General features: G+C 64.7%; 13 protein-coding genes. 7 read left to right on the top strand and 6 right to left on the bottom strand.

Going from position 1 to position 12,976, the window contains the following annotated elements; all coding sequences use genetic code 11:
• The first annotated feature begins 38 nt into the window (after positions 1 to 38).
• Together PSELUDRAFT_RS01550 and PSELUDRAFT_RS01545 are read left to right on the top strand one after the other, a co-directional pair.
• Positions 39 to 947 carry a LysR family transcriptional regulator gene (locus PSELUDRAFT_RS01550; protein WP_088965183.1) on the top strand — a complete coding sequence of 303 codons (909 nt, stop codon included), beginning with the start codon at positions 39 to 41 and terminating at the stop codon, positions 945 to 947.
• Between the two features lie 36 nt (positions 948 to 983).
• The gene (locus tag PSELUDRAFT_RS01545; protein ID WP_088965182.1) at positions 984 to 1,520 is read left to right on the top strand and encodes a hypothetical protein; all 537 of its coding nucleotides are present in this window, start codon (positions 984 to 986) and stop codon (positions 1,518 to 1,520) included.
• A gap of 51 nt (positions 1,521 to 1,571) precedes the next feature.
• On the opposite strand, the gene PSELUDRAFT_RS01540 is transcribed toward PSELUDRAFT_RS01545, so the two are convergent.
• Positions 1,572 to 2,015: a multidrug/biocide efflux PACE transporter gene (locus PSELUDRAFT_RS01540; protein WP_088965181.1), complete on the bottom strand. Its 444-nt coding sequence runs from the start codon at positions 2,013 to 2,015 to the stop codon at positions 1,572 to 1,574.
• A gap of 90 nt (positions 2,016 to 2,105) precedes the next feature.
• On the opposite strand from PSELUDRAFT_RS01540, the gene PSELUDRAFT_RS01535 reads away from it, so the two are divergent.
• Positions 2,106 to 2,969 carry a LysR family transcriptional regulator gene (locus PSELUDRAFT_RS01535; RefSeq protein ID WP_088965180.1) on the top strand — a complete coding sequence of 288 codons (864 nt, stop codon included), beginning with the start codon at positions 2,106 to 2,108 and terminating at the stop codon, positions 2,967 to 2,969.
• Here PSELUDRAFT_RS01535 and PSELUDRAFT_RS01530 read toward each other — a convergent pair.
• From PSELUDRAFT_RS01530 to PSELUDRAFT_RS01510, 5 genes are all read right to left on the bottom strand, one after another.
• Entirely contained in the window at positions 2,966 to 4,681 is a 1,716-nt protein-coding gene (locus PSELUDRAFT_RS01530) for an ABC transporter ATP-binding protein (protein WP_088965179.1), read from the bottom strand. The two genes, PSELUDRAFT_RS01535 and PSELUDRAFT_RS01530, sit on opposite strands and share 4 nt — an antisense overlap.
• A 52-nt stretch (positions 4,682 to 4,733) precedes the next feature.
• Positions 4,734 to 5,825, bottom strand: coding sequence for an ABC transporter permease (locus PSELUDRAFT_RS01525; RefSeq protein ID WP_088965178.1), 1,092 nt, complete (start codon positions 5,823 to 5,825; stop codon positions 4,734 to 4,736).
• A 3-nt stretch (positions 5,826 to 5,828) separates the two neighbouring features.
• Positions 5,829 to 6,767 carry an ABC transporter permease gene (locus tag PSELUDRAFT_RS01520; protein WP_088965177.1) on the bottom strand — a complete coding sequence of 313 codons (939 nt, stop codon included), beginning with the start codon at positions 6,765 to 6,767 and terminating at the stop codon, positions 5,829 to 5,831.
• A 25-nt stretch (positions 6,768 to 6,792) separates the two neighbouring features.
• Positions 6,793 to 8,568, bottom strand: a complete 1,776-nt coding sequence (locus PSELUDRAFT_RS01515) for an ABC transporter substrate-binding protein (RefSeq protein ID WP_088965176.1) — start codon at positions 8,566 to 8,568, stop codon at positions 6,793 to 6,795.
• A gap of 164 nt (positions 8,569 to 8,732) precedes the next feature.
• Positions 8,733 to 9,650 (bottom strand): LysR family transcriptional regulator, encoded by a 918-nt coding sequence (locus PSELUDRAFT_RS01510; RefSeq protein ID WP_088965175.1) that lies wholly within the window; start codon positions 9,648 to 9,650, stop codon positions 8,733 to 8,735.
• Positions 9,651 to 9,714: 64 nt separating this feature from the next.
• Between PSELUDRAFT_RS01510 and PSELUDRAFT_RS01505 the strand changes: the two genes are divergently transcribed.
• The 4 genes from PSELUDRAFT_RS01505 to PSELUDRAFT_RS01490 all read left to right on the top strand — a co-directional run bounded on the left by PSELUDRAFT_RS01505 (position 9,715) and on the right by PSELUDRAFT_RS01490 (position 12,970).
• A complete protein-coding gene (locus PSELUDRAFT_RS01505) occupies positions 9,715 to 10,182 on the top strand; it encodes a DoxX family protein (RefSeq protein WP_369800077.1) in 468 nt (155 codons plus the stop codon).
• Between the two features lie 69 nt (positions 10,183 to 10,251).
• Positions 10,252 to 11,034 carry a class III extradiol ring-cleavage dioxygenase gene (locus tag PSELUDRAFT_RS01500; protein WP_088965174.1) on the top strand — a complete coding sequence of 261 codons (783 nt, stop codon included), beginning with the start codon at positions 10,252 to 10,254 and terminating at the stop codon, positions 11,032 to 11,034.
• 475 nt (positions 11,035 to 11,509) lie between these two features.
• Positions 11,510 to 11,950: a hypothetical protein gene (locus PSELUDRAFT_RS01495; protein ID WP_157724983.1), complete on the top strand. Its 441-nt coding sequence runs from the start codon at positions 11,510 to 11,512 to the stop codon at positions 11,948 to 11,950.
• Between the two features lie 498 nt (positions 11,951 to 12,448).
• Positions 12,449 to 12,970 carry a hypothetical protein gene (locus tag PSELUDRAFT_RS01490; protein WP_157724982.1) on the top strand — a complete coding sequence of 174 codons (522 nt, stop codon included), beginning with the start codon at positions 12,449 to 12,451 and terminating at the stop codon, positions 12,968 to 12,970.
• Positions 12,971 to 12,976: the final 6 nt, after the last annotated feature.

Below are 12,976 nucleotides of genomic sequence, written 5' to 3'. Positions count from 1 at the left end.
TGGCTAAAATTTCAAAATCAAATTGCAGGAATGGAATCATGCTGGATGATCTGGCACTGTTCGTGAGCATCGTGGAAAGCGGCAGCCTGAACGCCGCCGCCCGCAAGGCCGGCATGCCGGCCGCCACCCTGACCCGCCGGCTGCAGCGGCTGGAGGCCGAGCTGGGCTGCCGCTTGCTGCATCGCAGCGCGCGGCAGCTGGTGCCCAGCAGCGAGGGCTGGCAGTACTACGAACGCTGCCGGCCGCTGCTGGCCTCGCTGCGCCAGGCTACCGAGGCGCTGGATGTATCGATCAACCACGTGGCCGGCAAGGTGCGGGTGCTGGCACCGGTGTCGCTGGCCAGCGGCGTGCTGCAGCCGGCGTGGGCCGGCTTTCTGGCCCGCTACCCGGACATCAGCCTGGATCTGCAGCTGAGCAACCAGCGTGAAGACCTGATCGGCAGCGGCGCCGACCTGGCGATTCGCGTCGGGCCGCTGCCGGACTCGCAGTTCAACCAGCGGCTGCTGGGGCGGGCGCCCACCGTGCTGGTGGCTGCGCCGGGCTACCTGGCGCAACATGGTTGGCCGCAACATCCGCAGGAGCTGGCCGGGCATGCGCTATTGCTGGCCGAGCCGTTGATGGAATGGCGGCTGCAGCACCGCGTCAGCGGCGAGTGGCACAAGCTGCCGCCGCCGGAGCGCACCCGTTTGCGGGTGAACGAGATCAGGCTGGCGGTGGAGCTGGCCAGCGCCGGGCTGGGCATCCTGTATTGCCCGCTCAGCCTGGCGCACCAGGCACTGGTGGAAGGCCGCCTGCAGCGGGCGCTGCCGGACTGGCGCGGCGATGCGCGCGATATCTATGCGGTGTGGCCGCAGCAGCGCTTGCTGCCAGCGCGGGTGAGGGCGCTGCTGGACCACCTGATCGGCTTCACCACCGGGCACCCGCTGTTTTCCGGTGAAGAGCCGTAGGCGCTACACTGCAATACCGACCTGGAGAAAATTGTCATGAGCGCGGCAGACAGCGGAATTTTGCAGCTTTACCAGCGTGCCCGGCTGCGGCAGGCGGCAGGCGCCATTACCGTGCTGCGGCTGGGAGCGGACCAGTGCGCGTTCGCCAGCGGCAGCGGCGCGGCGCCCGAGGCGCTGCTGACGGTGGCGCTGGGCTCGCGGCGCAGCGCCGAGTTGTTCCGCCACGTGCCGCCCACCGCCTATGAGATGGAAGAAGCCATCATGGTGGTGGAAGACGCGCTGGCGCCGCTGCGCGCACAGCTGCTGGCGGATGCCACGCTGTACTGCGACGACGCGCTGGTGCACGAAGTGGCGCGCCACGCCGGCATAGTCGGCGGCGGTAGCGAGGAGGTGTGGCTGCCCACCACGCAGCTGGAGTTCACCTTCGGCCGCTTTGCCGAAGTGGTGCAGGGCAGGCCCGCCAGGACGGAGGGCCTGCCGCTGGACGGCGAGTTCGCCGCCACGCTGCTGATCGTGCGCGAGCTTACCCACCACCTGGGCTTTGACGGCCTGTACCTGCTGCCGCCCCGCTAGCATTACCTCATCGCTTTACTCAATTTGCCCTGCTTGTTCAATCAGGCCGGCTCAGCCCTGCGGACTCAGCCGCCGCGCCAGCAGCCGGGCGCGGGTGTGGTCGTAGCTCCAGTTGAACAGATAGGTGTAGACCAGGAAGAACAGCAGCACGCCGATGTCCATCATCAGCGCCTGCCACAGGTTGCATTGCAGCCACCAGGCAATCACCGGGATGGTCAGCAGCAGCATGCCGCCTTCGAAGCCGATGGCGTGCAGGCAGCGCACCGACGGCGTGCGGCGCCAGCCGTAGCGGCGTTCCAGCCGCTCGAACAGCGTGTTGAACAGCATGTTCCACAGCATGGCGATGCTGGACATCATCAGCGCCAGCGCCCCCATATGGCCGAGGTCGGCACCAGCCAGCCAGCTGCCCAGCGGCACCAGCATGGCCATGGCGCACGCTTCGTACAGTACGGCGTGAAAGATGCGTTCGCGCAGGGTTTTCGCGTAGGAGTCCATATTGCGGCCCACCTTGTTGCTATCAGGATGCTGGGCAGTGTGATAGGTTTTATACGTAGATAAAAGTTAGGTTCCATCGGAGTATCCGATATGTCACTTTCCACCGATGCGTTGATCGCCTTCGTGCTGGCCGCCGAGCAGGGCTCGTTTTCCGCCGCCGCGCGCAGCCTGGGCAAGCGCCAGTCCACCATCAGCGAAACCATTGCCAACCTGGAGATCGACCTGGGGGTGACGCTGTTCGAACGCGGCGGCCGCCAGCCGCAGCTCAGCGCCGCCGGGCAGCGGCTGCTGCCGTTTGCACGCCAGTCGCTGGCCAGCCAGGACAGCCTGCTGCAACAGGCGCAGCTGCTGGCGGCAGGGCAGGAGACACGCCTGGCCATCGTGCTGTCCGATACCTTTCATACCGGCGATTTCGAAGCGGTGCTGGGGCGTTTTGCCGAGCGCTTTCCACTGGTGGAGCTGGAATGCCTGGTGGGCGAGCAGGACGATGTACTGGCGCTGGTGCAGGGCGGGCGGGCGAACCTGGGCTTGATGATGGCGAGGGCCGACTATGCCGCCGACCTGGCGCACCAGGCACTGGCGCGGCAGGCGGAAACCTCGCTGTACGTGGCGGCTGGCCACCCGCTGGCGCAGCTGGCCAGCGTGGGCGAGGCCGAGCTGCTGCGCTGGCGCGAGCTGCGGCTGCGCACCTATCAGGACACGCCGCAGCCGGACAGCGGCGGGCAGTGTTGGTCGGCGCCCAGCTACCTGCTGCTGATGGAGATGGCGCTGCACGGCTTTGGCTGGGCCGAGTTGCCGCACTGGCTGGTGGAGCGCTATGGCAGTGGTTTGCAGCGGCTGCCGGTTGCCGGCTGGCCACGGCGGCAGCGCATCGATGCGGTGTGGTCGCGGCGCCAGCCGCCGGGGCCGGCGGCAGCCTGGATGTTGCAGGTATTGCTGGGGGCGGAGTTCTAGGCCACCTGCGGCTTGAAGCCGTGCGGCCAACCTTTGGGGATGGCGGCCAGCAGCTGGCGGGTGTAGTCGTGCTGCGGGTGGGCATACAGCGTGTCGGCGTCGGCCAGCTCCACGCAGCGGCCCTGCTGCATCACCAGTACCTGGTCCGACAGGTGTTTCACCACCGCCAGATCGTGCGAGATGAACAGGTAGGACAGCCCCAGCTCGTCCTGCAGATCCTGCAGCAGGTTGAGCACCTGCGCCTGCACCGATACGTCCAGCGCCGATACCGATTCGTCGCAGATCAGGATGTCCGGGTGCATGGTCAGGCAGCGGGCGATGGCGATACGCTGGCGCTGGCCGCCGGAAAACTCGTGCGGGTACTTGGCCAGCGCCTGGCGGCTAAGGCCCACGTGTTCCAGCCAGTTAGCGGCCAGTTGCAGCCGTTCGCTGCCGTTCTGCCCGATGCCGTGCAGCAGCATCGGCTCGGTGAGAATCTGCGCCACGCTCATGCGCGGGTTGAGCGAGGCGTAGGGGTTCTGGAACACGATCTGGATGCGGCGCTTGTAGGCGGCGAATTCGCGCGGCCCCATCGCCAGCAGGTCCTGGTCGGCAAAGCGCACCTGGCCGCGGCTGGCCGGCAGCAGCCGCAGCAGCGCCTGCCCCAGCGTGGTCTTGCCGGAGCCGGATTCACCGACGATGCCCAGGGTGCGGCCGCGCATCAGGCGGAACGATACCTCGTCCACCGCGTGGCAGGTTTCGCGCCGCCCCAGCCAGCCGTGGCGGCTGTGGTAGTCCACGCATAGCCCCTGCACTTCCAGGATCACCTCGTCGTCCGGCAGGTAGCCGCGCTGGCGCGGCGGCGGCTCGCTGTAGCCGGCGTCGCCGAGGAAATCCTTGATCACCGGCAGCCGCGCCGGGCGGTGCGACAGGTGCGGGCGGCAGCGCAGCAGCGCCTTGGTGTACACGTCCTGCGGCGCTTCGAAGATCTGCCGCACCGGCGCGTGTTCGCGGATCTGGCCGTGGTGCATCACGATCACCTCGTCGGCGAACTGCCCCACCAGCTCCAGGTCGTGGCTGATGAACAGCACCGCCATGCCGTGCTTCTTCTGCAGGCTGGCCAGCAGTTGCAGGATCTGCTGCTGGATGGTGACATCCAGCGCGGTGGTGGGCTCGTCGGCGATCAGCAGCTTGGGCTCACAGGCAATGGCGATGGCGATCATCACCCGTTGCTGCTGGCCGCCGGACAGCTGGTGCGGGTAGCTGCTCATCTTGCGGTCCGGCGCCGGCAGGCCCACTTCCTTCAGCAGCGCCACTGCGCGCTGGTACGCCGCCTTGCGGCCAACCCCGGTGTGCAGCATCAGCGTTTCGATGATCTGCTCGCCCACGGTGTACACCGGGTTGAGCGAGGTCATCGGCTCCTGGAACACCATGGCGATTTCGCCGCCGCGCAGGCGGCGCAGCTCGCGGCGGCCCATGGTCAGCAGATTGCGGCCGTCGAAGCGGATATCGCTACCGGCGTCGATCTGGCTGCCATGCGCCGGCAGCAGCCGGGTGATGGCCATGGCGGTCACCGATTTGCCGGAGCCGGATTCGCCCACCAGCGCCACGGTGCGCCCCGCCGGGATGTCGAAGCTGATGCCCTTGAGCGCTTCCACGCAGTGGCCGTGCTCGTCGCGGAAGCTGACGCGCAGGTTGCGGACACTCAAGAGCGGCGGGGTGGGCGGGGTCATCGGTGGTTCCACGTGGGCTTGGGTCACTTTCAGGGCAATTTCACTGTAGGTGTTATTTCGCTTTGGGATCGAGCGCATCGCGCAGGCTGTCGGTGAGCAGCGAGAAGGCGGTGACCAGCACCGACATGAACACGGTGACGGTGAGCATCTGCCACCAGTAGCCCTGCAGCAGTTCGGACGGTGCTTCGGACAGCATCGCCCCCCAGCTCACCTGGCCGACGCCGACGCCGAAGCCGAGGAAGGACATCACCGCCTCGTACTTGATCAGCGCCACGGTAAGCAGGGAAAACTGCACCAGCAGCAGGTGGCTGACGTTGGGCAGGATGTGGTGCAGCATGCGGCGCACGTGGCCGGCGCCGATGGCGTTGGCCGCACGCACGTATTCGCGGCACTTGTGCTTGATGAATTCGGCGCGCATCAGGCGGAAGGTGCCGGTCCAGCTGGTCAGCGCCATCACCATCACCATGGTGTTCACGCCACGGCCGCTGACGGCGGCAAAGGCCAGCAGCAGCAGCAGGTCGGGCAGCGAGGTGAACACGCTGTAGAACCACATCAGCGCATCGTCCAGCAGCCCGCCGAAGTAGCCGGACAGCGCGCCCAGCACGGTGCCGATGGCAAGTGCCAGCAGCGCGCCGCTCAGCCCCACCAGCAGCGAGGTGGCGGTGCCCTGCAGCACCTTCTGCAGCACGTCGCGGCCGCGCTGGTCGGCACCGAACGGCAGCGACTCCGCCTTGCTGCTGCTGGCGGTGCGGTACTGTTTGGCCTGCTGCTGTGCGGCGGCCATGTCGGCGGCCAGCGGGTCGTCGCTGGCGCTTACGCCGGTGGCGGCGCTGCTGTCGGCGGCGCTGCTTGCCGCCGCAGCCTGATGGTTGGCCGCATCGATGTCGGCGGCGTTCAGCTGCACATGCTGTGGCGCCAGGTGGCGCAGCAGGGTGGGCGGGGCGAACGACACCGCCACTTCATCCTGCCAGTGGCGCGCCAGCAGGCCGCTCCACGCCCCCAGCGCGATCAGCAGGTAGACGGCCAGCACGCACAGCGCGGCAAAGCCGATGCGGTCGCGGCGCAGGCGGCGCCAGCCCTGGCGGGTAAGACTGTTGTGCGGCTGCGCGCTGCTGACGGGCGGTAGGGAGGCCGGGTTGATCATGGTTTATTCGAGATGCACGCGCGGGTCGATGAGTTTGTAGACGATGTCGGCTAGCAGGTTGAATACCATGGTGGCCATGGCGATGTAGATGGTGATGGCCTTGATCACCGGAAAGTCGCTGCGGTCCACCGCCATCACCACTTCCTTGCCCATGCCGGGAATGCCGAAGAAGGTCTCCAGCAGGATGGCGCCCATCATCAGGTAGGGCAGCGACATCATCAGCGAGGTCACCACCGGAATCATGGCATTGCGCAGCACGTGCTTGAGCATGATCACCGGCTCGGCCAGGCCCTTGGCGCGGGCGGTGCGCACGTAGTCGTGGTTCATCTCCTCGACGAAGCAGCTGCGGAAGAAGCGCACGTCCGGCGCCAGGCCGACGATCACCCCCATCAACAGCGGCAGCGGCAGGTAGCTGAACACATTGGCCAGCAGGCTGTCGCTCCAGCCCATGATGGGGAACCAGCCCCACTTGAAGGCCAGCCAGTACTGCCCGGCAATGATGTACACCAGTGCGCTGACCGACATGGCGCAGGTGCTGATCAGCGTCACCAGCCGGTCGGTGAGGCCGCCGCGCAGGTAGGCCACCAGCGCGGCGATGCTTACCGACAGCACGGTGCCCACCAGCAGCATGCCGCCGGTGAGCAGCAGCGACGGGCCGATGCGGCTTTGCAGGATGGCGGACACCGGCTGCTGGGTGGACCAGGAGGTGCCGAAGTCCAGCGTCAGCACCTGCTTCACGAAGATCAGGAACTGCTGCCACAGCGGCAGATCCAGCCCCAGCTGGCGGCGGATGCTGAGCAGGGTTTCCGTGCTCAGGCTCTTGCCGGCCAGGATGTAGGACGGGTCGCCGCCCACCCAGTTGAACAGCACGAACAGCAACAGCATGACGCCGAACAGGGTGGGCACCATCTGCCACACGCGGCGGATGATGAAAGCCAGCATGTCTACACTCCCGCCGCCACTGTGATCATTTCTGCAGGTCCAGGTAGCGCCAGGTGGTGTTCAGCAGCGGGTGCAGCTTCAGCCCCTTCACGTACGGGTGGGCCAGGGTATTGCGCACGCGCACATCGCCGAAGATCCACGGTTGTTGCACCACCGCAATCTTGTTCATGGCGTCGTACAGGCGGTTGCGTTCCGCGCCGTCCGGCAGCTTGAGCGAGGCTTCGTACAGGCGGTCGTACTCGGCGTTCTTGAAGTCGGCGGAGTTGGAATCGCCGGCGTTCTTGCCGTACAGCAGCTGCATGAAGTTCTCGCCGTCCGGGTAGTCCGCCCCCCAGGCCATGCCCCACATCTGCAGCTTGCCCTGGCGGTTGGCCTTGGCCAGCTCGTTCCACTTGCCCTGGCGGAAGGTGAGGTGGATTTTCAGGTTGTCGAAGGCCTTCTGCCAGTATTCGTTCCACTGCTTGTCGGTGGCGCTGGTGCCGCAGGCCAGCTCGATGGCCAGCGGCTTGCCGTCCGGGCGGCTGCGGTAGCCGTCGCTGCCGATGCGGTAGCCGAAGCGGTCCAGCAGGGCGTTGGCCGCCGCCGGGTCATACTTGCTGGCGCCGCGGAACGCCGGGTTGTGGCCGGCCACCCCGGCCGGCACGATGTAATTCATCGGCACCGCCTGGCCGCGGCGGATGGTGGCGATGGTCTCGCTCACCGGGAAGGCCATGGCGATGGCGCGGCGCAGCGCGATCTTGTCCTTGCTGTCGCCGCCCACCACCGGGTCCTGCATATTGAAGAAGTGGAAGGTGACTTCCGGCATCTGCATGCGTTGCAACTGCATGCCCTGGCGCGCGTACTTGTCGGCCAGCTTCACCTTGAGCGGGTCTTTCGGGTCGATCACCAGTGCCTCCTGCAGCGCCGCCTGCGGAATGCCGCTGATGTCCAGCTGGCGGTTGAGGAAGGACAGCCACAGCGGCTGCTCCTCCTCGATGACCGCTACCTCGATGCGGCCGATGCGCGGCAGGGTCTTGCCCTGCAGCACCCGCACCACCGCCTTGTCCACCGGGTCGTTGCCCGGCTTGCTGTCGAACACCACCTTGCGGAAGCCCGGGTTGGCTTCCAGCACGATCTTGCTGCCCGGCTTCCACTCTTTCAGCAGGTAGGGGCCGGTGCCCACCGGGTGGGCGTTGGTGTTGTCGCGGTTGGCGTCGATCACCTCGCGTGCCACGGCGCCGAAAGCCGGCATGGCGAGGATGGACAGAAAGTTGAAGTTGGTGTCGCGCAGCGTCAGCTGCAGCGTGTACTTGTCCACTACCTTGATGCCTTCCACCGGCGCATCGTAGTTCAGCGCGCCCTTGCCGGCGGCTTTCACCAGCTCGTCGGTGCCGACGAAGCGGCCTTCCAGCAGGTAGCTCCACGGCGAGTTGATGCCGGGGTCTAGGTGGCGTTTCAGGCTGTAGGCGTAGTCGGCGGCGGTCAGCTCACGCTTCTTGCCCTTGAAGGCCGCATCGTCGGCAAAGTAGATGCCGGGCTTGATGCGGAAGGTGTACACCTTGCCGTCCGCCGAGACGGTGGGCAGTGCGCTGATGGTGTTGGGCACCAGCCTGGCCGGCCGCGCCAGGTAGTCGTAGCTGACCAGCGGGTCGTAGATGTTTTCGGTGATGGTGCTGGAGTACAGATCGGATACCTTGGCCGGGTCGAAGCCGGTTTCCGGCGCGTTCATCGCCACCCGCAGTACCTTGTTCATGTCGGCGGCCTGCGCCGCCGGCAGCAAGCTCAATGCGGCCAACAGGGCCAGCACGGCGTGTTTGTTCATGTCTGCTCCTCTAATTGCTTCCCGGTGTTTTCTTTCCAGTCCTGGGGACTGCCGGTTTTTGCTTTCTTTATATTCTGGCAACAAATGCCGGGTTTTGCGCCTGGTCATGTTGCCGTGCTCGCAGGCGGGCAAGCTTAATGCAAGCGGTGTGCCGGCGTGGCGTGCTAGCTGCTGGCCATTGGTGCAGGCACGCTGTGGCCGGCCAGCATGTCCTGCAGTAATTCGATGAGCACCCTGACTTTCTGCGGCAGGTAGCGCCGGGCAGGATACACCACGTAGACATCGGCACAGCGGGTGGTGTACTGCGTCAGCAGCGGCAGCAACTCGCCGCGCTGCAAGGCGTCTTCCAGCAGGAAGCGCGGCTGGTAGAGCAGGCCCATGCCGGCGATCGCGGCGTTGACCAGCACATCGCCGTTATTGCTTTGCAGCGGGCCGTCCACTTCTATGCTGCTTTCCTCGCCGTCGCGCCAGAAGCGCCAGCTCTGCGGGTGGTTGCCTTGCTGGTAGCGCAGGCAGCTGTGGCCGGCCAGATCCTGTGGTGATTGCGGCGTACCGTTGGCCGCAAGGTAGCCGGGGGCGGCGCACAGCAGCAGCGGGATGCGCCCCAGCGGGCGGGCGATCATGCCGCCACCCAGCGGCTGGGTGCTGATGCGCAGCGCCAGGTCGAAGCCGTCCTCCACCAGATCCACCTGGCGGTCGGACAGCTCCAGCTCCACCTTCAGCTGCGGGTGGCGGCGGCGCAGTTCGGCCAGCCAGCCGCCCAGGTAGCGCATGCCGAACGACAGCGGCGCCGCCATGCGCAGCGTGCCGCGCGCCTCCACGCTCTGCTGCATGGCGGCGGCGTCGGCTTCTTCCAGCTGCGCCAGGATCAGCGATGCGCGGCGGGCGTAATCCAGCCCCGCCTCGGTAAACGCCAGCCGGCGCGTGGTGCGCTGGATCAGCCGGGTGCCCAGCTCCTGCTCCAGCGCGCTCACATACTTGCTCACCATGGCGGTGGACATCTCCAGCCTGCCGGCGGCGGCAACGAAACTGCCGGCTTCGTGAATGCTGTGGAACACCCGCAGGGCGACCAGTTTGTCCATGGGATTATTTCTTGTTGATTAGCAATTCATTTAATGATTAGCGGTTTATTCGCTTGCAGGCAAGGTGTTTAATGACTCCATCGCTGCAGCACGCAGCAACACCCACCCGAAGGAAGCCATCATGATCGACTCCCGCACCGCACCCTATGCCGCCCTGCTGCTGCGCCTGGCACTGGGCATCATGTTCATTGCCCACGGCCTGATGAAGCTGCTGGTGTTCACCCCGGCCGGCACTGCCGGTTACTTCAGCAGTATCGGTCTGCCAGGCTGGCTGGGCTACGTCACCATCGTGGCGGAGCTGGGCGGCGGCACGCTGATCCTGCTGGGTGTGGCTGCCCGTCAGCTGGCCCTGCTGCTGGTACCGCTGCTGCTGGGCGCCGCCATCTTCGGCCACGGCGGCAACGGCTGGGTGTTCAGCAACAAGGGCGGTGGCTGGGAATACCCGGTGTTCCTGGCGGTGGCTGCCCTGGTGCAGGCCCTGCTGGGTGATGGCGCGCTGGCACTGAAGCCGCTGGGCAAGCCGCAGCGCTAAGCTGGCCACCACGATAATCTTCCATTGCGCTGCGACCGTTGGCCGCAGCGCACCTGCCGGAGCAACACCATGACTATCGCCCCACTGTTTATCTCCCACGGCGGCCCGGATGTGCTGATCAACGAATCGCCGGCCCGCCATATCTGGCAGGCGCATGCGGCCAAGCTGCCGCGCCCGCGCGGCATCGTGATCATGTCCGCGCACTACCTGGCGCTGCAGCCGCTGATCGGCAGCGCACCGCAGTGGCGCACCGTGCATGATTTCGGTGGCTTCCCGCGCGAGCTGTATCGCCTGAGCTACCCGGCACACGGTGACGCGGCGCTGGCGCAGCAGGTAAGCGACGCGCTGTCTGCCGCCGGCATTGCCCACCAGCACGACCCGGCCGATGGCATGGACCACGGAGGCTGGGTGCCGCTGCTGACGATGTATCCGGAGGCGGATATCCCGGTGGTGACGCTGTCCACCCAGCCGCGCCAGGATGCCGCCGCGCATTACCGGCTGGGCCAGGCGCTGGCAGGGTTGGCCGCACAGGACATCCTGGTCATCGGCTCCGGCAGCATCACCCACAATCTGTACGCGCTGGGCGCTCCGGGTACGCCGGCCCAGCCGTGGGCGCAGGCATTTGCCGACTGGATCGCGGTGCGCCTGCAGCGCGGCGATGTGCCGGCACTGCTGAACTGGCAGGCGGATGCACCGTTTGCGAAGCAGAACCACCCCACCGACGAACACCTGTTGCCGCTGTTCTTCGCCATGGGCGCGGCAGCTGGCCGCCCGGCCCGCAGCCTGCACCGCGGCATCGAATATGCGTCCGTTACCATGGATGCCTGGGTGTTCGATGCGGATGCCGTCTAGATGAAGTGTTGATACGGCAAAAAAAGCTCCCGCCAGCGGGAGCTTTTTTTATGCCCGGCAGCGCGTGTCAGGTGTGGAAAGCCGTGGTTACGGCCTGGATGACAGCCGGGGCGAGTTTCTGCAAGTGGGCATTCAGTCGCAATTGTTTAGTTAATAAGTTTTAACTATTTCGTTGAAGAAATCTGCATGCCGACTTCGAATAATTGTACTGTTCGCGCCCGATGCGCTTTCTATAGTTAGCGCATCAGAACAAGTACGCAGGACAACCGGCTTGAGCGCGAGCGCATTGCTTGGCAGCCAGAGCTGGAGCCAACAAGTACGGGGTGAGGGGTGGAATCCGACAAGTGCAGCTAGCTCTTGAAAGGAACACATCATGAAAAAGCTGATACTGCTTGCTTCTCTTTTAACCTTGTCTGCAGGAACGGCTCTGGCCGCCAGCACCCCGGCTTCGGATGAAGGTCAGGATGCGCAGACAATGACAGCCAAACGCGAAAGTAGCGACTCTTGGTATATGGCCAAGCGCGAAAGCAGCGATGCCTATTACATCGCCAAGCGTGAAAGCTCTGATTCGTGGTACATCGCCAAACGCGAGAGTGGTGATGCCTACTTCCTCGCCAAACGCGAGAGTGGCGATGCCTACTTCCTCGCCAAACGCGAGAGTGGCGACGCCTACTTCCTCGCCAGACGCGAGAGTGGCGATGCCTACTTCCTCGCCAGACGCGAGAGTGGTGATGCCTACTTCCTCGCCAAACGCGAGAGTGGTGATGCCTACTTCCTCGCCAAGCGCGAGAGCAGCGATTCCTGGTACATCGCCAAACGCGAAAGCAATGATCCGTGGTATATCGCCAAACGCGAAAGTAGCGATGCCTATTACATCGCCAAGCGCGAAAGCAGCGACTCCTGGTATATCAGCTAACGCATGACATGCCGTGTTCGCTTTCCTGAGCATCCGTACAAAAAGCCCGCCTTGCGGGCTTTTTGATATTGCAGGCCTGGTTCTGTATGCCCGGCTGCGTGGCTGGAGCCAGCTGGCACTTATGCCTGCAGCCTGAAAGTGCCCACCTTGCTGTGGGGCGTGTCCCTCTGGCTGCTTGTGCGTATCGCCCGGCAAGGTTGAGTTTTTCCGTACAAAACCTGTCACCAGCACAGTGCCCGTTCGGGTGTTTTTCCCTGCCAGCCGGCTTTCCTGCAGATATTTTGAACTTTGTTCGAAAAACCAGAACTAATAATTCGAATCTTTGTGCTTTATCCTAGCTTAGATAGTAACTATAGTTACTACATTACAAGACAGAACAAGTAGAGCAAAGGCGTGACGCAGTAGAGGAAGTGTCTAGCCTGCCATGTTGACAAGGCGGAAAAACTGAATAATTTGGCCTAAAAGTACCTGGCCGCGTATTGAATAAAGGATATGATCATGAAAAAGCTCGTACTGATTGCTTCTATTTTTGCCGTGTTTGCCGGTGCTGCCCAGGCAGAAACCGCCGCCCAGTCTGCAACTGTTGCCAAGCGTGAAAGCAGCGACAACTACTTCCTCGCCAAGCGCGAGAGCGGCGACAGCTACAACATCGCCAAACGCGAAAGCAGCGACAACTTCTTCCTCGCCAAGCGCGAGAGCGGCGACAGCTACAACATCGCCAAGCGCGAAAGCAGCGATAACTACTTCCTCGCCAAGCGCGAGAGCGGCGACAGCTACAACATCGCCAAGCGTGAAAGCAGCGACAACTACTTCCTCGCCAAGCGCGAAAGCGGCGACAGCTACAACATCGCCAAACGCGAAAGCAGCGACAACTTCTTCCTCGCTAAGCGCGAGAGCGGCGACAGCTACAACATCGCCAAACGCGAAAGCAGCGACAACTACTTCCTCGCCAAGCGCGAGAGCGGCGATAGCTACAACATCGCCAAACGTGAGAGCAGCGACGGCTACTACATCGGTTGATAGGCC

Origin of the sequence: Vogesella sp. LIG4 (assembly GCF_900090205.1) — a bacterium.
Classification (GTDB): domain Bacteria; phylum Pseudomonadota; class Gammaproteobacteria; order Burkholderiales; family Chromobacteriaceae; genus Vogesella.
The sequence above is the reverse complement of the archived record's forward strand: the minus strand, read 5'-3'. Positions and strand labels throughout refer to the sequence as shown.

What these genes read in the sequence shown, in the direction of transcription:
- PSELUDRAFT_RS01550 (WP_088965183.1), top strand. Translation starts at nt 39, where the DNA reads ATGCTGGATGATCTGGCACTGTTCGTGAGCATCGTGGAAAGCGGCAGC.
- PSELUDRAFT_RS01545 (WP_088965182.1), top strand. Translation starts at nt 984, where the DNA reads ATGAGCGCGGCAGACAGCGGAATTTTGCAGCTTTACCAGCGTGCCCGG.
- PSELUDRAFT_RS01540 (WP_088965181.1), bottom strand. Translation starts at nt 2,015, where the DNA reads ATGGACTCCTACGCGAAAACCCTGCGCGAACGCATCTTTCACGCCGTA.
- PSELUDRAFT_RS01535 (WP_088965180.1), top strand. Translation starts at nt 2,106, where the DNA reads ATGTCACTTTCCACCGATGCGTTGATCGCCTTCGTGCTGGCCGCCGAG.
- PSELUDRAFT_RS01530 (WP_088965179.1), bottom strand. Translation starts at nt 4,681, where the DNA reads ATGACCCCGCCCACCCCGCCGCTCTTGAGTGTCCGCAACCTGCGCGTC.
- PSELUDRAFT_RS01525 (WP_088965178.1), bottom strand. Translation starts at nt 5,825, where the DNA reads ATGATCAACCCGGCCTCCCTACCGCCCGTCAGCAGCGCGCAGCCGCAC.
- PSELUDRAFT_RS01520 (WP_088965177.1), bottom strand. Translation starts at nt 6,767, where the DNA reads ATGCTGGCTTTCATCATCCGCCGCGTGTGGCAGATGGTGCCCACCCTG.
- PSELUDRAFT_RS01515 (WP_088965176.1), bottom strand. Translation starts at nt 8,568, where the DNA reads ATGAACAAACACGCCGTGCTGGCCCTGTTGGCCGCATTGAGCTTGCTG.
- PSELUDRAFT_RS01510 (WP_088965175.1), bottom strand. Translation starts at nt 9,650, where the DNA reads ATGGACAAACTGGTCGCCCTGCGGGTGTTCCACAGCATTCACGAAGCC.
- PSELUDRAFT_RS01500 (WP_088965174.1), top strand. Translation starts at nt 10,252, where the DNA reads ATGACTATCGCCCCACTGTTTATCTCCCACGGCGGCCCGGATGTGCTG.
- PSELUDRAFT_RS01495 (WP_157724983.1), top strand. Translation starts at nt 11,510, where the DNA reads ATGACAGCCAAACGCGAAAGTAGCGACTCTTGGTATATGGCCAAGCGC.
- PSELUDRAFT_RS01490 (WP_157724982.1), top strand. Translation starts at nt 12,449, where the DNA reads ATGAAAAAGCTCGTACTGATTGCTTCTATTTTTGCCGTGTTTGCCGGT.